Genomic DNA, 20107 nt, shown 5'->3' on the forward strand with positions numbered 1-20107 from the left:
CGTCCTCCCCGGAGGCCGCATTCGACTAAAGCTTGAGCAAGTTGCCGATCAGTTACGGCAGGATCTCCTGCCGTAGCGCGCCCTGTAACCGGCGCGGCTGGTTGAGGAAGCGTGTCCTGCGGATGTCAATAGAACACGAACGCGATCAGCCGCGGCTTGGTCGGTGGTTGCGCGTCGAAGGTCCAGCCCCGTTTACCCGCGACGTAATCGCGTTGGGGGCCGACGCCGGAGCAAACTCCTGCGACCGCTCCAGGAGTGACGCACATGCCCGACACCATTGCCACCAACCCACAGCCGCTGCCCTGCGCAGACATCGTTGCGACCGACCGCGGCCATCACCTCTATGTTCGTGATTGGGGTTCAGGGCCTCCAGTGGTGCTGCTTGGCGGCTGGGCCACCGAAAGCTCCATCTGGGGCGCGACGATGACGGTCTTGAACGATCGCGGCTTTCGCACCCTCGCCTATGATCGTCGCGGTCACGGCCGCTCCACCGATCCCGGCAACTACACCTACGATGCGCTGGCCGATGATCTTGCCTGCGTGCTGAGCTGTCGCGAGCTGCGTGATGTCGTGCTCGTCGCGCACTCCGGCGCGGCGGGCGAGGCGATCCGCTACGCGACGCGCCATGGCCGGCAGCGTCTGGCGCGATTGGTGCTGGTCGGAGCCACGGGGCCGTGCATGCGGCGCCAGCCGGATAATCCGCTCGGCTTTCCCGATGACGTCGTCGACGCCATCGCACATCAGCTCGCGACCGATCTGCCGGGCTGGATCGATGCCAATGCCGAGCCCTTTGCCCCCGGAGCCACCCGCCGCACACTGGATTGGATCGCGGCGATGATCATGAATACCTCGCGCCGTTCGGCGCTCGGCTTTCAGCGCGAGATCGTCAATGCCGATCTGAGGGCCGAGGTGGCGGCACTTGATCTGCCGGTTACAATGATCCACGGCGACCGGGACGCCTCGGCGCCGCTCGAGCTGACGGCGCGCCGTTATGCCGAGCTCATCCCTGGCGCCGAACTGATCGTCTACCCGGACGTCGCCCACGGCGTGATGGTGACGCATGCTCAGCGTCTGGCAGAGGACATCGCGCGGATCGGTCGCACGCATCACGCGCCGGAACGCTAGTTCGCCGCGGTCCGGACCGGGGTGCCCTTGGCGACTGAGAGGCGGCGGTCCCAGTTCTGGACGCGCGACCACCAGGAGGGCTTGGCTTCGACAGGTTGCGGCGCGCTGGGCGCTCCAAAGGTGGCCGGGTCGTTCGTTCAGGCGTCCGGCACCAGTTCGGTCAGTGAGCGGATGATGCGGTCGGGTTTGACATCGGAGCCTTCCGGGAGGCCGTCGCCGTGGACGTCGATCCAGATCGCGTAGATGCCGAGCTTCTGGGGAGCTGTGATCTCCCATTCCAGATTGTCGCCGACCATCCAGGTGTCCTGCGGCGCAACGCCGAGCGCCTCCATCGCATGCCGATAGGCGCGCTCCTCCGGCTTGCCGAAGCCATGCTCGCCTTCGATCTGGATGTGGTCGAAACGGTGCGCCAGCGCAAAGCGTTCGATCTTGGCGCGCTGCATGTCGGCGGCGCCGTTCGTCACCAGCGCCAGCCTGACGCCGCGCGCCTTCAACTCGTCGATCGCCTCATGCGCGCCGGGGAACACGAACATCTGCTCCTCGCGATAGGCCGTGAAGCGGTCGCCGATGCGCACGGCGAGGTCATCTGGCAACACGCGACCGCTGGATGCGGCCAGCGCGGCAAAGCCGCCCTTCACCACGAGCTGCCGCGCCTCGATCAGCTTCAGCCGCCACTCGGCGCCGGCATTCGACCAGAATTGGCGCGCGGCACCGGTGATGGCCGCCGCGACGACCTGCGGCTCGTAGGGCGCGATCTCGCCGGCAAACTCGGTGGCGATGATGGTCCAGGCGAGCTCGGGCTTGCCATAAGCCGACAGGATGGTGTCATCCATGTCGATCAGCATGGCGCGGGGCAGGGCAGGGATCATCGGGCTCAGGGCCATTTCACCGCGGGCGGCATCGACGACAGGATGGACTCGACATTGCCGCCGGTCTTGAGCCCGAAGGTGGTGCCGCGATCATAGAGCAGGTTGAACTCGACGTAGCGGCCGCGGCGGATCAGCTGCTCCTCGCGATCGGCCTCCGTCCAGGGCGCCCCGAAATTGCGCCGGACCAGGTCGGGATAGACAGCAAGGAACGCGCGGCCGACATCCTGGGTAAAGGCGAAATCCGCCTCCCAGTCGCCGGAATCGTGGTGGTCGTAAAAGATGCCGCCGATGCCGCGCGGCTCCTTCCGGTGCGGCAGATAGAAATACTCGTCGCACCACTTCTTGTATTTGTCGTAAGGCGCCACTGCGTGATGCGCATCGCAGGCCCGTTTCATCGCCGCATGGAAGGCGATCGTATCAGGATCGTCCTGATTGCGCCGCCGGTCGAGCACGGGCGTGAGGTCGGCCCCACCGCCGAACCATGCCTTCGTGGTCACGACGAAGCGGGTGTTCATGTGCACCGCCGGCACATTCGGATTCCACATATGCGCGATCAGCGAGATGCCGGATGCCCAGAACCGCGGGTCTTCGGATGCGCCGGGAATCTGGCTGCGGAATTCGGGGGCGAATTCGCCGTGCACGGTCGAGCAATGCACGCCGACCTTCTCGAACAGCCGGCCATGCATGATGCCCATCACGCCGCCGCCGCCCTTGGCGCCGGAATGGTCGGTGCGCTCCCACGGCGTGCGCACGAAACGGCCGGGACTACCGGGATAAAGCTCCGCCGGCGCCTCGTCCTCGAGCCGTTCGAAGGCGGCACAGATGTCGTCGCGCAGACGCTCGAACCAGGCCCGCGCGCGTGCCTTGTGATCCTCGATTGCGGCTGTATCCATCGGCTGTCCCCGGTCTACGATTGCGGTCCGAAATAGGTGCAGGTCTCGTGGCAGCTGTCACGATGGACGCTGACCTTGGTGACCTCTCCAATATGCTGGACCCGTTCGTAGATGAAACGCGACAGGTTCTCGAGCGTCGGCAGCCCGATCGCCTCGATCTTGTTGAGGAACTTGTGGTCGAGCATCTTCTGGATCTCGGCGAGGCTCTGCGTCAGTACGCCGAAATCGACCACCATGCCGGTGTCCGGATTGGTCGTGTTGCCGCGTACGGTCACCTCGACGCGAAAGGAATGGCCGTGGATCTCCTGGCTCGCTTCGCCGAGCGTGGTGATCGGCAGCGTGTGCGCGGCCTCGAAGGTGAACGATTTGGTCAATTCCCACATCGTGAAGGTCTAAATCCTCTATCTGATCCCGATCATCTTGTGCGTCTGCAGGCTGAGCCGCCACTGCGGATGCGTCAGGCAGTATTCGGTTGCGCGCGCGGTGTTCTCGGCCGCCTCAGGCCCGTCCATCGGCTGCAGCGAAAAGCGCTCGAAGGCCAGCGTCTCGAAGTCCTCAGGCCGTGCGCCCGCTTGCGGATACACCAGCTTCAATTCGTGGCCGTGACGAAGCTTCAGCTCGGCGCCGGCCTTGGGGCTGACGCAGATCCAGTCGATGCCCTCGGGCGGAAGCAGCGTGCCGTTGGTCTCGAGCCCGACCGCAAAACCGCGCGCGTGCAGGGCCTCGATCAGCGCCGCATCGACCTGCAGCAGCGGCTCGCCGCCGGTCAGGATCGTATAGCGGTTGGCCTCGCCCCCTGTCCATTGCCCCGCGATGGTATCGGCGAGCTCCTCGGCCGTGGCATAGCGCCCGCCCAGGGTGCCGTCGGTGCCGACGAAATCGGTGTCGCAGAACCGGCAGATGGCGTCGGTGCGGTCCTGCTCCCGGCCGCTCCACAGGTTGCAACCGGCAAAACGGCAGAACACGGCGGCGCGGCCGGCATGGGCGCCTTCGCCCTGCAGGGTCATGAAGATTTCTTTCACCGCGTAGCTCACCGTCGTCAGGTCTCCTCGAGCTTCCAGCGCCATGTGGTTGTCACCTCTGCCCGCGTGCGGGAAGAGGGAGCTTGGCAATCGCTTGCGACAATGCTCAGCGCGGGCCGGTCACGACTCGGCGCCCGCCCCGTGCCTCGTCTGCCGCAGCGCCTCGCCGATTGCCATGGCAGCGGCCATGGCCACATTGAGCGAGCGCAATCCCGGCTGGAGCGGGATCAGGAGCCGCGCGTCCGCCGCCTCGCTGACCGCTTCCGGAACACCGGCGCTTTCGCGTCCGAACAGCAGGATATCGTTCGGCCGATAGGCGAAATCCAGGTAGGAGGTTGCACCCTTGGTCGTGAACAGCAACAGGCGATGACCGCTCTCGGTCCGCCAGGCGTCGAAAGCCGCCCACGAGTCGTGTCGCAGCCACGTCACGCGGTCCAGATAGTCCATTCCCGCGCGGCGGAAAAGCCGGTCGGAGACCGGAAATCCGGCCGGTTCGATGATATGTGCGGCCACACCGAGGCAGGCGCACAGCCGCAGAATCGTGCCCGTATTCTGCGGAATGTCCGGCTGATAGAGCGCGATCTGCATGCAAACGAGTCTCAGGGCTTTAAGGAAAATGGTGCCGAAAATCCGCTTGTCCCGGCGGATGTGGTGCATGGCGCACGAACCGGCCGATAGCGGGCTTGCGCTCGTATCGCAAGGGTGCCAATAGATCGATTCTGGACGGGGTGTTCCACCAGGGGCGGTGGAGCGCGCCCATTTCTGCCGCCGCGGGGGTCGCGGGCGCCGGCAGGCATCTCCCGGTCACGTGGTGGACGTCGAACGGGGCGGTTCCTCCGGCTGCAACGATAAGAAAGGGTTGGAATCGTGACAGCGTCTACTGTGGATCACCCGACACGCCGGGACTTCCTGTTCGTCGCCACCGGAGCGGTGGCCGCCGTCGGGGGAGTGGCCACGCTCTGGCCTTTTATTGCCCAGATGAACCCCGATGCCTCGACCATCGCCGCCGGCGCCCCGATCGAGGTGGATCTCGCCCCGATCGCCGAAGGTCAGGACATCAAGGTGTTCTGGCGCGGCAAGCCGATCTACATCTCCCACCGCACCAAGAAGCAGGTCGAGGAGGTGCAAGCGGTGCCGCTGTCGAGCCTGCCCGATCCCGCCACCGACCAGTCCCGCACCAAGGCGGGCCACGAGCAGTGGCTGGTCGTGATCGGCATCTGCACCCATCTCGGCTGCATTCCGATCGCGCATGAGGGCAATTACGACGGCTTCTTCTGCCCCTGCCATGGCTCCCAGTACGACGCCTCCGGCCGCATCCGCCAGGGGCCGGCCCCGGCGAACCTGCCCGTTCCGCCCTACCAGTTCGTTTCCGACACCAAGATCCAGATCGGCTGATCGGGCGTTTGCCCGAGCGGCCCAGCGCTGATCATGCCAAGATAATATTTCTTCAGGAACGCATCATGAGTGGACCTTCCGACTACCAGCCGAGCCATCCTGCCGTGAAATGGCTGGAACAGCGACTTCCCATCATCAGCCTGGTCCACTCATCCTTCATCGCCTATCCGACGCCGCGCAACCTGAACTACTGGTGGACGTTCGGCGCGATCCTGTCGGTGATGCTGGGTCTGCAGATCGTCACCGGCGTCATCCTGGCGATGCACTACACGCCGAACGCCGATCTCGCCTTCCGCTCGGTCGAATTGATCGTGCGCGACGTGAACTACGGCTGGCTGCTGCGCAACATGCACGCCGCCGGCGCCTCGATGTTCTTCTTCGCCGTCTACATCCACATGTTCCGCGGCCTCTATTACGGGTCGTACAAGGCGCCGCGCGAAGTGTTGTGGATCCTCGGCGTCATCATCTACCTCCTGATGATGGCGACCGGCTTCATGGGCTACGTGCTGCCGTGGGGCCAGATGAGCTTCTGGGGCGCCACCGTCATCACCAATCTGTTTTCGGCCGTGCCCTATTTCGGCGAGAGCATCGTGACCCTGCTGTGGGGTGGCTATTCGGTCGGCAACCCGACGCTGAACCGCTTCTTCTCGCTGCACTACCTGTTGCCGTTCCTGATCGCCGGCGTCGTGGTGCTGCACGTCTGGGCGCTGCACGTGGTCGGCCAGAACAACCCGGCCGGCGTCGAGCCGAAGACCGAGAAGGACATGGTGCCGTTCACGCCCTATGCGACGATCAAGGACTTCTTCGGCGTCGCCTGCTTCCTGATCTTCTATTCCTGGTTCATCTTCTACATGCCGAACTATCTCGGCGACGCCGACAACTACATCCCGGCCAATCCGGGCGTGACGCCGGCCCACATCGTGCCCGAATGGTATTACCTGCCGTTCTACGCGATCCTGCGCTCGATCCCGAACAAGCTGGCCGGCGTCATCGCGATGTTCTCGGCGATCATCGTGCTGGTGTTCCTGCCCTGGCTCGATTCCGCCAAGACCCGCTCCAACAAGTACCGGCCGCTGGGCAAGCAGTTCTTCTGGATCTTCGTGATCGTGTGCGTGCTGCTCGGCTATCTCGGCGCCCAGCCGCCGGAGGGCATCTATGTGATCGCCGGCCGCATCCTCACGTTCCTGTACTTCGCCTACTTCCTGATCGTGCTGCCGCTGCTTGCCCGCATCGAGAAGCCGCGTCCGCTGCCGAACTCGATCGCCGACGACGTGCTGGCCAAGTCCGGCCGCGTGCCGATGGTCTCGACGGTGATCGCGCTGTTCGTCGCCGCCACGCTGTTCGCGGGCTCGATTGGCCAGGCCCGTGCCGCGGAGGAGGGCACCCCGCCGTCGCTGAAATGGTCGTTCGCCGGTCCTTTCGGGACCTATGACCGCGGTGCGCTGCAGCGCGGATTGAAGGTCTACAAGGAAGTCTGCTCGAACTGCCACTCGCTGTCCTATGTGGCGTTCCGCAATCTGGCTGAGGACGGTGGACCTGGTTACACGGCGGCGCAGGCCGCGGCCTTCGCCGCCGAGTACAAGATCAAGGACGGCCCCAACGACGCCGGCGACATGTTCGAGCGTCCGGGCCGGGTCGCCGACTATTTCCCCTCGCCGTTCCCGAACGAGCAGGCGGCGCGTGCGGCCAATGGCGGCGCGGCCCCGCCGGACCTGTCGCTGATCGCCAAGGCCCGCTCCTATGAGCGCGGCTTCCCCTGGTTCATCTTCGACTTCTTCACCCAGTTCCAGGAGCAGGGGCCGAACTACATCGACGCGCTGCTGCAGGGCTTCGAGGCTAATCCGCCGGCCGGCTTCTCGCTTCCCGATGGCTCGTACTACAACAAGTACTTCCCGGGGCACGCGATCAAGATGCCGCCGCCGCTGTCCGACGGCCAGGTGACGTTCGACGACGGCTCGCCGGCCACCGTGCAGCAATACGCCCACGACGTCGCGACCTTCCTGATGTGGGCGGCGGAGCCGCACATGGAAGCGCGCAAGAAGCTCGGCTATCAGGTCTTCGTGTTCCTGATCATCTTCGCCGGCCTGATGTACTTCACCAAGAAGAGGGTCTGGGCCGCCGCGCATTGATGCGATCGGACGAGCTTGATGCGATCTGAAAAAGCCCCTTCGGGGGCTTTTTTGTTGTCGCGTCATTTCCTCTCCCGCGACAGGCGGGCTTGGGAGCTAGCCAGAATCCGCGCGAGTCAGATAGATCTGGATGATCCAGCTCGCTCGGCTTATCGGAAATGAAGACCGTCTCCCTTACCGTCTCGCAGGTTTTCGATATCGCCCTGAAGGCCTATGCCGCAGGCAAGCTCGGCCAGGCGGAGAAGACCTGCCTCAAGATCCTGTCGGCCGATCCTGCCTCCGCCATCACCCTCAACCTGCTGGGCGTGATCCACATGGCGCGCGGGCGCAACCAGCAGGCGCTCGTGCATTACGACCGTGCGTTGGCGCTGCGGCCCGACTTCGTCGAAGCCTGGAGCAATCGCGGCGCGCTGTTGAAGGCGACGGGGCGGCTTAAGGATGCCCTGGAGAGCTTTGATCGCGCGCTCGCCCTGCGCGCCGATCATGTCAGCGTGCTCAACAACCGCGCCGCCGTCCTCCAGGAGCTCGGGCGGCTCGATGAGGCGCTGGCCGATTACGACCGCGCGCTGGCGCTGCAGGGCGACTATCCCGAGGCACTGAACAATCGTGGCGTCGTGCTGCAGGCCCTGGGCCGCCAAGCCGAGGCGCTGGAGAGCTATGGCCAAGCGCTTGCGCTTCGCCCCGCTTTTGTCGAGGCGCTGGTCAATCGCGGCATGGCCCACAGTGCGCTGGCGCGGTTCGAGGAGGCCGTGGTGGATTACGATGGCGTGCTTGCGCTGCAGCCCAGGCACGTCGATGCACTCAACAACCGCGCGATCGCGCTGCGCCGGCTCGGCCGGCTCGAGGAGGCGCTCGCAAGCCATCAGGCCGCGCTGGCCTTGCGCGCGAACGATCCGAACGCGCTGGTCGAGCGCGGGCTCACGCTGCATGACCTCAAGCGCCCGGACGAGGCGTTGGCGAGCTACGATCGGGCGATCGCGCTCGATTCCGGCCATGCCGAGGCCTACGTGAATCGCGGCGCCTTGCTGCACGAGCTGGGGCGTCTGGATGAGGCCCTGCAAAGCTTCGAGCGCGCGCTCGTCTTGCAACCGAACAATGTCCAGGCGCTGACCAATCGCGGCGTCGTCCTCCACGATCTCGCGCGCTATGGCGAGGCGCTGGCGGACCACGATCAGGCGGTCATCATGCAGCCGGACGATGCGGCCGCTCTCAACAACCGCGGCGTGACTCTGCACAGGCTGCGGCGGCTGGAGGAGGCGCTGGCCAGCCAGGACCAGGCGATCTCGGCGCGGCCGGACTACGCCGAGGCTCACGCCAATCGCGGCATCATTCTGTCCGATCTCAAACGCTTCGACGAGGCGCTGGCGAGCTACGATCGCGCGCTGGCGCTGCGGCCGGATTACGCGGATGCGCGCTTCCTGAAGGGTCTCGCCAGTCTCGTCACCGGCGACCTCGCCGGCGGATGGGCCGGCTATGAGTGGCGGCACCAGGCGCCGGTCGCGCGGCTGACGCCGCGGGCGCTGCCGCAGCCGTCATGGCGCGGCGAAGATCTTACGGGCAAGACGATCCTGCTGCACAGCGAGCAGGGGTTCGGCGACTCCGTCCAGTTCTGCCGCTACGTGCCTCTGGTCGCGGCGCGCGGCGCGCGCGTCGTGCTGGAGGTCGAACGGCCGCTCTCTCGCTTGATGCAGACGCTTGCGGGCAGCAGCCAGGTCATCGCCAAGGGCGATCCGATTCCCGATGTCGATCTCCGCTGCCCGCTGCCGAGCCTGCCGCTGGCATTCGGGACCGGGCTGGAGACGATCCCGGCCGACGGAGCTTATCTGTGCGCGCCCGACAATGCCGCGGCGGAGTGGGCGACGCTGCTTGGCAACGGGCGCCCTCTGAGGATCGGGCTCGCCTGGGCCGGCAATCCCAACCATGTCCGCGATCGCGAACGATCGATGGAGCTCCGCCACCTGCTGCCGCTCTCAGGAATCGATGCGAGCTTCGTGAGCCTGCAGAAGCAGTTGCGCGACGGCGAGGCGGAGCTGCTGGCGCAGAGCGGAATTCTCGATGTCAGCGACAGGCTGGGGGATTTCGCCGATACGGCGGCGCTGATCTCCCAGCTCGACCTGGTCATCTCGGTCGACACCGGCGTTGCGCATCTCGCAGGCGCCCTCGGCAAGCCGGTCTGGATCATGCTGACCCACGCGCCGGATTGGCGCTGGCTGCTCGACCGGGACGACAGTCCCTGGTATCGGACCGCGCGCCTGTTCCGGCAGAGCGACAGCCGCGACTGGGACGACGTGATCGCGCGGGTGCGCACGGCGCTCGGCGAACTCAGAGCCCGCAAGGCAAGGATCGCAGCTGCGTGATGATCGGCCGTTGTCGGCCCGTCACATGTGTCCGCTACCCGCCACCTATTGCGGCCGGTCACGATCCGGCGAAGGCCAGTTGCCTGACCTTCGCGCAGCGGCCACAATGGCCATCAATCCCACTTGAACAACAAACCTCACGACGGAGGACATCCATGGGCACCCTCATCACCTTCAAGCGCCCCGACGGCAAGGACGCGAGCGGCTATCTGGCCAACGCAGCCGGCGGCAACGCGCCCGGCGTGGTCGTGATCCAGGAATGGTGGGGCCTGCAGGAGCAGATCAAGGGCATGTGCGACCGCTTTGCGCTGGCCGGCTTCGATGCGCTGGCTCCCGATCTCTACAAGGGCAAGGTGGTGCCCTATCACGACACGGACGCCGCAGGCCGCGAGATGAACTCGCTCGACTTCATGGATGCCACCACGCAGACGGTGCGCGGCGCCGCACAATATCTGTCGCGCACCGGCGCCAAGGTGGGATTGACCGGCTTCTGCCTCGGCGGCGCCGTCACCATCATCGGCGCCACCAAGATCCCGGAACTTGCTGCCGGCGTCGTGTTCTACGGCATCCCGCCGGAGCAGGCGGCCAAGCCCGCCGACGTGAAGATTCCGCTGCAGGCGCATTTCGCCAACAAGGACGATTGGTGCACGCCGGCGCTGGTCGACGGCTTCGAGAAGGCGATGAAGGATGCCGGCAAATCTCTCGAGCTCTATCGCTACGATGCCGAGCATGCCTTCGTGAACGAGCAGCGCGCCTCGGTGCACGACCGCGAGGCCGCCGAGCTCGCCTGGGGCCGCGCGACCGCGTTCTTCCATAAGCATCTGGGGTGAGGCAGTCACGGTTTGTGTAGTTGGCGTGGCAATTTCAACTGTCGTCCCGGCCTTGAGCCGAGACGACACCAATTGTGTGGCGAATGGCGCAGCCCAATGCTCTGCCGTCGTCCTCGCGAAAGCGAGGACCCATAACCACCGGCTTTCGTGAGGACGGGAGCTCTTGGCTCCACAAGGACGCGAGCTACTTCACGCCGCGCGAGATTGCGACATCCTCTGCTCCGCGCGCCTCGGCCGATCCGTCACGACCGACACGCCCCAGATCACGAGCCCCGCGAGCGCCAGCGCGGCGCCGACCCATCCCGTCGCGGGGAAGCCGAAGCCTGCTGAGAGTGCGAGACCGGCGAGCCACGGACCGAGCGCATTGGCCGTGTTGAACGCGGAGTGATTGAGTGCGGCCGCCAAGGTCTGCGCATCCTCCGCGACATCCATCAAGCGGGTCTGCAGGATGGTTCCGAGGCCCCCGCCGCAGCCGATCAGGAACACGACGAGCGCCAACGTCCAGACGTTGCCGGTCGCGAACGGATAGAGGGCGAGCGCCGCCGCGCTCCAGACCAGGGTCGCGCCCGCCGCCCGCATGACGCCGCGATCCGCGGCCCAGGCGCAGGCGAGATTGCCGATCGTCATGCCGAAGCCGAACACCGTCAGCATCACCGGGATCATGGACGGCGGCGCGTGCGTGACCTCGAGCAAGGTCGATGCGAGATAGGTGTACACCGCGAACATGCCGCCGAAGCCGATCGCGCCGGTGGCCAGCGTCAGCCACACCTGGCCGCGCCTGAGCGCGCCAAGCTCGCGCAGCGGGCTCGCGCCTTTCAGCGGCGCGCCATAGGGCGCGTAGAGCCGCACCAAAGTCGCCGTCAACAGGGCGAGGAGCGCGGCGAAGCCGAAGCTCCAGCGCCAGCCGATGAATTGGCCGATCAGATTGGCGAGCGGCACGCCGACCATCGTCGCGACCGTCAGTCCGGCAAGAACGCGCGAGACCGCTTGGCTGCGGCGTTCGCGCGGGACCAGCGATGCCGCTACCAGCGCGGCGACGCCGAAATACGCTCCATGCGGCAGACCGGCCAGAAAGCGGAAAGCCACCAGGAAACCATAGGTCGGTGCAAGCGCGGAGAGCCCGTTGCCGATTGCGAACAGCAGCATCAGCAGCACGAGCAATGTTCGCCGTGCCAACCGTGCCGCGAGCACCGCGATCACAGGCGCGCCGACGACCACGCCCAGGGCATAGGCGCTGATGACATGGCCTGCGGTGGTGGCCCCGATGCCGAGATCGGGCGCGAAATACGGCACCAGGCTCATGGCGGCGAACTCGGTGGTGCCGATGGCGAAGCCGCCGATCGCGAGTGCCAGCAGCACCAGGCCCGGATGATGATGTTTCGAGCCGGCCGCAGTACTCGATGGGGCGTGATCAAAGGACGAGGGATCGGCGATCTGGTTCATGTCCGAGCGTGTCGATCTGGGTGGAAGGCAGTCGAGGTAGGCAGGGGCGGAGAAAGGCGGGGCGTCGCGGCGCGAAACAGCCGGGTATCCTCCCAGTCACCCGGCGGTGAAGCAGCACCGACGCGTCGATGTTGATATTGCATTGCAATAGTAGGCGACCTACCCCGGTAGGGGGAGACCCGGGAGGGGGCGCCAGATATGCGCGACAGGCAGGTCCCACAGGGGCTCGGCGGGAAAGAGGAATAAGACCCTCTCCCGGCACCACGCAGGATGGCGATGTGCGCATCCCTCTTGGCGCCGTTGTGCGGAAGTCCGGGAATCGACGCGGGCGTGGCGAATGGTCAGCGGCCCGTTACGTCACTCCGCGGGCTCCTCGCCAGCGATCTTGCGGAGTTCATTCCCGGTAGAGGCGTTGTCCCCAGGCTGGCCTTTACCCGCTCGCGATCCTGCGGGGCGGCGACCGAGCCGCTTGGCCTGCGCCTCGAGGAAGCAATCGAGCAGCGTCTGCTGCTTCTGAAGCGCATGCGACACAGGAGGCTGTTTGCCGCGGGCCATGATGAATTCTTGGTAGCGGAAGATGGTTAATTATTCTTTGCGCTCCTATCGCAAATTGGCAACAGTGTTGCGCAGATATCTCCCTATTTCCGGTGTTTGCCATCTCGTGAAGCAACTAGCAGTGTGTGCTCGGCCATAGTTGCATGCGCGCAACATGAGGTTGTCGTACGCTCTCTACAGCCGATGGCTGTATCGGACGCATGCCGTGCTGCATTCGATTCGGAGCCTGCGGCCTGACTGATTCGGGCGGAGGGCGCTCAGCGCCTGCCGGATGTGGGCACTGCCAATCCTATGCTCGAAGCTCCAAATCGCCTCGTTTGTACGGCGAATACAATCTAAGATAGTATTTTTGGCGCGGCAACGGAGGGGCGGAATGAGCGTCGCATTCGCGCTGGCGGGCCTGGGCGGGCTGAATGCACATGGCGCCGGCTTTCTCGACACCGCCCGCGCCTGGGGTGTGACGCCGGATCTGGTGACGGCGACCTCCGGCCAGATCCTGGTGCTGGCGGAATGGCTGCAGGGTCACGACTTACGCGCGCTGCTCGTCTCGCCCGAGGCCGAGAACAATCCGGTCGCTCAGGCCCGCACCGTTCTGTTCGGTTATCCCGGCGTCTTCAGGCCGGCCTATGCCGAGGCCTTGTTCCGCTTGGCGGCGGTGCCGGATTGGAGCGAAGGCCTGCTGAACGTGGTCGCCGATCGCCTGGTTCCGGCGCAGCAATATGTGCCGGTGCGCTCGGATGACGAGCTTGCCCATGTCGCGACGGTGCTGAACGAGAGCGCGACCGGCGTGGTGTTCAACACCTACGATCCGCGGTCGGGCGTCGGCCTGCTTTACGGCAACGACGTCGCGCGCAGGCTGTTGCCCGAGCAGAAATCGATTCCCAACACGCGCGCCGCCGCGGCGCTGCATTCGGCGGCCAAGCGCGACCTGCGTTATGCGTCCGACGTCGTGCAGGAACGCAAGATCCTCCCGATCACGGTTGGGGCGATCAAATCGGCGCTGTGGCTTTCGCTTTACGGCTTCAAGAACCTGCCAGGCGGACAGATGGACGGCGCCTATCATCGCGCCTGCATCGTCTCCGAGTTGCACGGCTTCGAGCGCATCTTCGCGGTCCGGCCGCTGGCGAATGGCTGGCAGGGACAGGCGCCGGCCAACTGGTTCGAGGTGCAGGACTGGACGTACGAGATGTGGTTCTCGGTCGGCTACAAGGCCGAGGTCGACACGCTCAAGCGCATCAACGACCTGATCGCTTCAGGCGCTCTCACCGATCCGAAATATAAGCCGGTCGAGCTGATCGAGATCCAGCCGGCAACGCCGGCCGGCTATTTCAACTACTTCGTCGAGCGCGGCGAAGTCTACGAGAACGCGGTGCAGGCGACGGAGCTGAAGTTCAAGGAGCATGGGCTGACGAAGCCGGGGACGTGACCAAACGGCGCCTCAGATCCGGCTGCGGTCTTGCCTGATGCAGCAGCAGGAGCAAGACCTATCGCCTCGTCGGATCTGAGACTTCCGGGGCGCTTCCCAGCTTGTGCTCGGACGCCTTTTCTCGATTGGCGCGAGCTTCGGCATAATTGGGATCGAGTCTGATTGCCTCATCGAAGTCAGCGATGGCGCGATCGAGATTTCCCTTATGCTCAAAGGCAAGGCCACGGTTGTTGTAGGCCTGCACATATTTTGGATCGAGCCTGATTGCCGCGTCGAAGTCGGCAATCGCGCGGTCATGATCGCCCTTGTCGTCGTAGGCGACGCCCCGGACATTGTAGGCGCGGACGTAGCTTGGATCGATCTTGATCGCTTCGCTCAGGTCCGCGATGGCGCGTTCGTAATCCTTCTTTTCGTAGAACTCGAGGCTACGATTATAATAGTGGATTTTCGTGGATTTGGAATCAAGGCCGATTGCCGTTGTGAAATCGTCTATGGCGCGGTCGTGCTCGTTCTGGTGCCGATAGATGAGACCACGATGCTGATAGGCCAGCGCGTCGCTCGGATCACGTTTGATACTTTCACTAAAGTCTGCGAGAGCATGATCGTCATCTCCCTTGCCTTCATAGGCGAGGGCGCGATCGTAGTAAGATCTGACGTACTGAGGGGCAAGCTCGATCGCTTTTCCGAAGTCTTCAATTGCGCGATCATAGTCTTTTTTGGCGAGGTGCGAGAGGCCGCGACTGTGATATGCTTGGGCATGCCGCGGGTTTAACTCAAGTGTGCGATTGAAGTTACTGATAGCTCGGTCGTAATCATTCTTGAAATTGTAAATGAGGCCACGGTGATAGTAAGCAAGGGCATATTTTGGGTTTAGCCTGATTGCCTCGTCATAGTCGGAAATCGCTCGATCGTAATCAGCTATAGCAGAATACGCGAATCCCCGGTTGTTGAAACTCGGCGCGAAATCCGGATCGAGCCGGATCGCCTCGCTGAGGTCAGCGATGGCCCGATCGTAGTCCTTCTTCTCGAAGTAGGCATTGCCGCGGTTGAAATAGCCCTGGGTCTGATCCTTTCCGGACCATCGGCCGGATTGGATCGCCCATGTGCAGCCCTCGATCCGCAAATCTGGCGAGAAGGCGGAGGCTAGGCACCAGGCGATTTGTCGTTCGGTCTGCGCACCGGCAGGGGCGGTTTGCGCTCCTGCAACGATCGCGGCTCCCAACAGGGCGAACGAAAACTGTTGCAACTTCACCGGCGCTCCACAGGTCCGCAGCAACGGAACAATACAATGGGCGCGGCCTGAGCCACAATTCTGAAGTCTTGCCGGCAAGAGGAGTCGCGATCTGTGTTGGCTGGATGTCCTGAAACGCCAAATTCATCAGCCGCATCAAGCTGATTTGGGCTGTCCAGTCTTCGCCGCGAAAATATTCTTGTTTCTTGTTTTCAGAAATTGTGCTTATGTCGGCGCGTCCCGCCTCGGCACGAGGGGCGTATCGCGATCGTCACGACACGCGGGGTGGGATGCGGTGGGCGCTCTGGGCCGCAGCATGATCTCATCATGCGGACGAACAGCCCGAGGCGCACGGCGAAGTCGTACGGTCCTGGCCTCCCGACGCTGAGGTCTGCGCAACGCGCTGAAGGCGCGTTGTCGCAAACGGGGGCAAGAAAGCCCGGTCCCCGGGGAGAGTACGTATAACCCGTCAGACCATCGCGCAGGGAAGGCCGGGATGTCTCGGCCGAACCTGTGGTACCTGCCGCCTGCATTTTTTTCGCAGGCGGGCCATGGGGGCGGCGAGCTCCCGGCCTTCCCCATAGGCGTTAAGGTAGCGCGAGCATCGATTGATACTTGCGTTTTCGAGGAGGCTCGCGAAGGTGGCGCCCCAACGCGCGTTTTCTGCGGCGCAAGCAACGGATGGTTGGTTGTGGAATGATTGCTTGCAGCAAGGATGCAACGAGCTGCTGCAGGACCCGCCAAGCGCCAGGCGTCGTTAAGCGGCCTGCGTCCAGTGGGGAGAGTCCTCGAAGTCGCTGGCAAGCGGCTCGAGCAACAGGATGATCAGGAGGTGGGCCAGCAGGTAGGGCTTGGCAGAGCGCGGATCGGTTCCTGGCGGCGTCTTGAGGCCAATCAGACTCTTCAGTCGCTTGAACCCAAGCTCGATCCGCCATCGCAATCGATAGAGCGCAAGCACATCTTTGGTGGAGAACTCGTCCCGCGCGAGCGACGTGATCAGAATGACCCAATCCGCAGCCTCCAAAGTTTCTTTGGAGATGATGCGGTTTTCATCTTTTGCGTCTTGCCGGGCTTTACGCCGAGAAGCAGCAGCCGCACCGGTGGGCTTCTTGATTGCGACCAGACGCATAGCCAGAGGCGCGCCGCCCTTGCGCTTGATCCAAATCTCCCGATCGACCAGTCCGCGCGCCTTCGCGGCACGCAATTGGGCCATCAGATCGAACGGAAGGCCTTTGGCGTCAAGCCAACGTGCGTTCTTCCAGCCCGCTCGGATCAAAACGTCGGCCCCGGCTTCGCGGACGGCCGCAATGCGGTCAGGTTGCAGATAAGCGCGGTCAGCAATGCGGATCTCGTTCTTGACCACTGGTATCCGGTCAAACGTTTCGCCCTCTTGCTGATCTGTCAGCTCGAAGTGACCAAAGCGCTCATAGGGCAGATCAAATGCGCTATGAACGCGCCAAAGCTCACTGTTCTTGCGCGCAGCCGGTCCCGCCTGAGGCACTGTCGTCGCATCGATGATGCGGATCAGGCGGCCTTGGCTCGCCTTCGGAGCTGCCGCAGCGAGCAAGCCCTCCACCAGCACCGCAAACCAATCACCACATTGACGCAGCCGATAGAACAACGCCACGCTGGTGAGGTCGGCAAGGCCAACAGAAGCCGCCCATGCGGCTGTCGATCTCAGCCCTCTTTCACCCAAACAATAGGCCAGCATCAGCCGAAGTAACGTCACCGCATCTGGAATCTGCCGCCGACGCGCGAAGGCCTTCGTCTGGCGCGCAGTTTTCTCGAGCTGCGCAGCCCCGCCCAGCTGCGCAACCACTCTCGTCCAGTCCTCGTTCAGGAGCGATTCGTCTGCCATCCCCTGTTCGAATCACGGCGGATTCCAACACTCAAGCATAAACTTAACGCCTATGCGGCCTTCCCTGCGCCCTCGCCTTTGAGAGGGCGATGTCGATGATCATCACTCGGGCATCAGGTGTCGCGAGAATGCTGCTGCATGTCCCATGCTCATCATCATCCCGGGTCTCGCTTTCAGCTCGGCCGAGGATAGGCTCCAGCGAGGATCCACTACGCCGCGCCACTCGGAGTGGAGCGCCAGCACCTTCCAGAGGAGGGGCTGCGGGAGCAGTTCAGCTCGCAATCTCGGTGGCCGAATGGTGGAGCGGAATCCAACGATGGTTTGCGACCTTCGAGACAGCGGTATCGCCGCGGATGCGCCCTCTCCCCTTGTGGGGGAGGGCATGTCGGACCGATCGGAAAACTCGGTCGGGTGAGGGGTATGCCTCCGCGAGCGCTGTTTGCGGAGAGAGACCCCTCACCCAACCGAGTGCCTGGATGGGCCGGAGATGCCCTCTCCCACAAGGGGAGAGGGTGCTGTATCGCGCAGGCGCTTGCAGCAGCTTGCTAAGGTTGATCGCCCTTGACCTCCGTCCCCTGTCATGGTCTGGTCCCGCCCATGAGCACCGTCCTCCGCCCAGCCCGTCTCTGGTGGCGCACCTTGTAACAAGGTGGCCGTTGCGATTTCCTGACATTCAATCGCTTGAGGCCGCCACCCGGCGGCGGCTCTTCCGTTTGTCCTGTGTGGCGTTCCCTCGGCAAGTTTCGTAAGAGGACGCCAAGAGGACCCCCATGAACAGGACCGTTTTTTCCCTGCCGGCCTTGAGCGAGTACCGCACCCGCGGCGGGCTTGCGATCACGCGCGCCACCGAACAGTTTTCCGGCGGCGCCAGCCGTCTTGACGACCTCATCGACCTGCTGGATCGGCGCCGCGGGGTGGTGCTGTCGTCCGGGACCACCGTCCCCGGGCGGTATGACAGTTTCGACCTCGGCTTTGCCGATCCGCCGCTGGCACTGGAGACGACGGGGACGAATTTCGCCCTGCAGGCGTTGAACCGCCGCGGCGAGGTGCTGATCGCCTTTCTCGGCGCGACCCTGCGCGACTCCGCGGTCGTCATCACCGAGCACACCCCGGCACGGCTGGCGGGACATATCGTTCGCGGCCCAGCACCGGTCGAGGAAGACCAGCGCACCCGCCGCGCCAGCGTGATGTCGCTGGTGCGGGCGCTGATCGCGGCGTTCTCCGCCAGTGACGACCCGCTGCTCGGGCTGTTCGGCGCCTTCGCCTACGATCTCGTGTTCCAGATCGAGGACCTCGTCCAGAAGCGGCCGCGCGCGCAGGATCAGCGCGACATCGTGCTTTACGTGCCGGATCGCCTCCTGGCCTACGACCGCGCCACCGGTCGCGGCGTGATCCTCACTTACGACTTCGCCTGGAACGGCCAGTCGACAGCCGGCCTGCCGCGCGAGACCGATGCCAGCGTCTACCTGAAGGAGCCGCGCCAGGGCTTTGCCGACCACGCGCCCGGCGAATACCAGGCGACTGTGGAATTGGCCCGCGCAGCGTTCGCCCGCGGCGACCTGTTCGAGGCGGTGCCGGGCCAGCTGTTCGGCGAGCCCTGCGAACGCTCGCCGGCCGAAGTTTTCCAACGCCTCTGCCGCATCAACCCGTCGCCCTATGGCGCGCTGATGAATCTCGGGCAGGGCGAATTCCTGGTCTCGGCCTCGCCGGAAATGTTCGTGCGCTCCGACGGCCGCCGGGTCGAGACCTGCCCGATTTCCGGCACCATCGCCCGCGGCCGCGATGCCATCGGCGATGCCGAGCAGATCCGCCAGCTCCTGAACTCGGAGAAGGACGAGTTCGAGCTCAACATGTGCACCGACGTCGACCGCAACGACAAGGCGCGCATCTGCGTGCCCGGCACCATCAAGGTGCTGGCGCGGCGGCAGATCGAAACCTATTCGAAGCTGTTCCACACCGTCGACCACGTCGAGGGCATGCTGCGGCCGGGCTTCGATGCGCTGGATGCCTTTTTGACCCATGCCTGGGCGGTGACCGTGACCGGTGCGCCGAAGCTGTGGGCGATGCAGTTCGTCGAGGACCATGAGCGCTCGCCGCGCCGCTGGTATGCCGGCGCGATCGGCGTGGTCAATTTCGACGGCTCGATCAACACCGGGCTGACCATCCGCACCATCCGGATGAAGGATGGGCTCGCCGAAGTGCGGGTCGGCGCTACCTGCCTGTTCGACTCCGATCCGGCAGCGGAGGATCGCGAATGCCAGGTCAAGGCCGCCGCGCTGTTCCAGGCGCTGCGCGGCGACCCGCCCAAGCCGCTGTCGTCGACGGCGCCGGACGCCACCGGCTCGGGCAAGCAGGTGCTGCTGATCGATCATGACGACAGCTTCGTGCATATGCTGGCCGACTATTTCCGCCAGGTCGGCGCCAGCGTCACCGTGGTCCGCCATGTGCACGCGCTGAAGATGTTGAAGGAGCGGAGCTGGGATCTGGTGGTGCTGTCGCCCGGCCCGGGCCGGCCCGAGGACTTCAAGATATCCAAGACCATCGATGCCGCGCTGGACAGGAAGCTGCCGATCTTCGGCGTCTGCCTGGGGCTTCAAGCGATGGGCGAGTATTTCGGCGGGCGTCTTGGTCAGCTCAGCCAGCCCGCGCACGGCCGGCCCTCGCGGGTGCAGGTGCGCGGCGGGCGGCTGATGCAGGGTCTGCCGAATGAGATCGTGATCGGCCGCTACCACTCGCTCTTCGTCGAGCGCGAGGGCATGCCCGATGTCCTCACCGTCACCGCCTCGACCGAGGACGGGGTGGCGATGGCGATCGAGCATAAGAGCCTGCCCGTCGGTGGCGTGCAATTCCACCCGGAATCGCTGATGTCGCTCGGCGACGAGGTCGGCTTGAAGATCGTGGAGAATGCGTTCCGGCTCAATCGGCCGGGGAATTGATCAATGCCGTCATTGCGAGGAGCGAAGCGACGAAGCAA

The 20107-nt window shown here is 64.6% G+C and carries 15 protein-coding genes; 7 read left to right on the forward strand and 8 right to left on the reverse strand.

Translation table 11 applies throughout. The features are described from left to right. Window positions 1-264 precede the first annotated feature (264 nt). Window positions 265-1125, forward strand: coding sequence for an alpha/beta hydrolase (locus QX034_RS21470; protein ID WP_315706757.1), 861 nt, complete (start codon window positions 265-267; stop codon window positions 1123-1125). Between the two features lie 137 nt (window positions 1126-1262). Here QX034_RS21470 and QX034_RS21475 read toward each other — a convergent pair whose 3' ends face one another. The 5 genes from QX034_RS21475 to QX034_RS21495 form a co-directional block, all read right to left on the reverse strand. After that, the gene (locus QX034_RS21475) at window positions 1263-1994 is read right to left on the reverse strand and encodes an HAD family hydrolase (RefSeq protein ID WP_315706756.1); all 732 of its coding nucleotides are present in this window, start codon (window positions 1992-1994) and stop codon (window positions 1263-1265) included. A gap of 5 nt (window positions 1995-1999) precedes the next feature. Further along, window positions 2000-2887 (reverse strand): oxygen-dependent coproporphyrinogen oxidase, encoded by an 888-nt coding sequence (hemF, locus tag QX034_RS21480; protein WP_315706755.1) that lies wholly within the window; start codon window positions 2885-2887, stop codon window positions 2000-2002. A gap of 14 nt (window positions 2888-2901) precedes the next feature. After that, complete coding sequence (locus QX034_RS21485; RefSeq protein WP_315706754.1) at window positions 2902-3270, reverse strand: 6-carboxytetrahydropterin synthase; 369 nt, start codon at window positions 3268-3270, stop codon at window positions 2902-2904. Window positions 3271-3288: 18 nt separating this feature from the next. Further along, window positions 3289-3921, reverse strand: coding sequence for a 7-carboxy-7-deazaguanine synthase (queE, locus tag QX034_RS21490; protein ID WP_315706840.1), 633 nt, complete (start codon window positions 3919-3921; stop codon window positions 3289-3291). 108 nt (window positions 3922-4029) lie between these two features. After that, window positions 4030-4497 (reverse strand): tRNA (cytidine(34)-2'-O)-methyltransferase, encoded by a 468-nt coding sequence (locus QX034_RS21495; protein WP_315706839.1) that lies wholly within the window; start codon window positions 4495-4497, stop codon window positions 4030-4032. 276 nt (window positions 4498-4773) lie between these two features. Between QX034_RS21495 and petA the strand changes: the two genes are divergently transcribed. The 4 genes from petA to QX034_RS21515 all read left to right on the forward strand — a co-directional run bounded on the left by petA (window position 4774) and on the right by QX034_RS21515 (window position 10620). Continuing rightward, on the forward strand, window positions 4774-5304 hold the full coding sequence (petA, locus tag QX034_RS21500; RefSeq protein ID WP_315706838.1) for a ubiquinol-cytochrome c reductase iron-sulfur subunit: 531 nt from the start codon (window positions 4774-4776) through the stop codon (window positions 5302-5304). A 65-nt stretch (window positions 5305-5369) separates the two neighbouring features. Further along, the gene (locus QX034_RS21505; protein WP_315706753.1) at window positions 5370-7433 is read left to right on the forward strand and encodes a cytochrome c1; all 2064 of its coding nucleotides are present in this window, start codon (window positions 5370-5372) and stop codon (window positions 7431-7433) included. A 158-nt stretch (window positions 7434-7591) separates the two neighbouring features. After that, window positions 7592-9790 (forward strand): tetratricopeptide repeat protein, encoded by a 2199-nt coding sequence (locus QX034_RS21510; protein WP_315706752.1) that lies wholly within the window; start codon window positions 7592-7594, stop codon window positions 9788-9790. A gap of 155 nt (window positions 9791-9945) precedes the next feature. Next, the gene (locus QX034_RS21515) at window positions 9946-10620 is read left to right on the forward strand and encodes a dienelactone hydrolase family protein (protein WP_315706751.1); all 675 of its coding nucleotides are present in this window, start codon (window positions 9946-9948) and stop codon (window positions 10618-10620) included. A gap of 189 nt (window positions 10621-10809) precedes the next feature. On the opposite strand, the gene QX034_RS21520 is transcribed toward QX034_RS21515, so the two are convergent. Further along, on the reverse strand, window positions 10810-12063 hold the full coding sequence (locus QX034_RS21520) for an MFS transporter (protein ID WP_315751020.1): 1254 nt from the start codon (window positions 12061-12063) through the stop codon (window positions 10810-10812). A gap of 928 nt (window positions 12064-12991) precedes the next feature. On the opposite strand from QX034_RS21520, the gene QX034_RS21525 reads away from it, so the two are divergent. Further along, the gene (locus QX034_RS21525; protein ID WP_315751024.1) at window positions 12992-14044 is read left to right on the forward strand and encodes a hypothetical protein; all 1053 of its coding nucleotides are present in this window, start codon (window positions 12992-12994) and stop codon (window positions 14042-14044) included. 58 nt (window positions 14045-14102) lie between these two features. On the opposite strand, the gene QX034_RS21530 is transcribed toward QX034_RS21525, so the two are convergent. Further along, entirely contained in the window at window positions 14103-15296 is a 1194-nt protein-coding gene (locus QX034_RS21530; RefSeq protein WP_315706748.1) for a tetratricopeptide repeat protein, read from the reverse strand. 736 nt (window positions 15297-16032) lie between these two features. Further along, window positions 16033-17133, reverse strand: coding sequence for an IS4 family transposase (locus QX034_RS21535; protein ID WP_315701243.1), 1101 nt, complete (start codon window positions 17131-17133; stop codon window positions 16033-16035). 770 nt (window positions 17134-17903) lie between these two features. Between QX034_RS21535 and QX034_RS21540 the strand changes: the two genes are divergently transcribed. Further along, entirely contained in the window at window positions 17904-20069 is a 2166-nt protein-coding gene (locus QX034_RS21540) for an anthranilate synthase component I (RefSeq protein WP_315741692.1), read from the forward strand. Window positions 20070-20107: the final 38 nt, after the last annotated feature.

Source organism: Bradyrhizobium sp. SZCCHNR3119 (assembly GCF_032487775.1).
Lineage (GTDB): Bacteria > Pseudomonadota > Alphaproteobacteria > Rhizobiales > Xanthobacteraceae > Bradyrhizobium.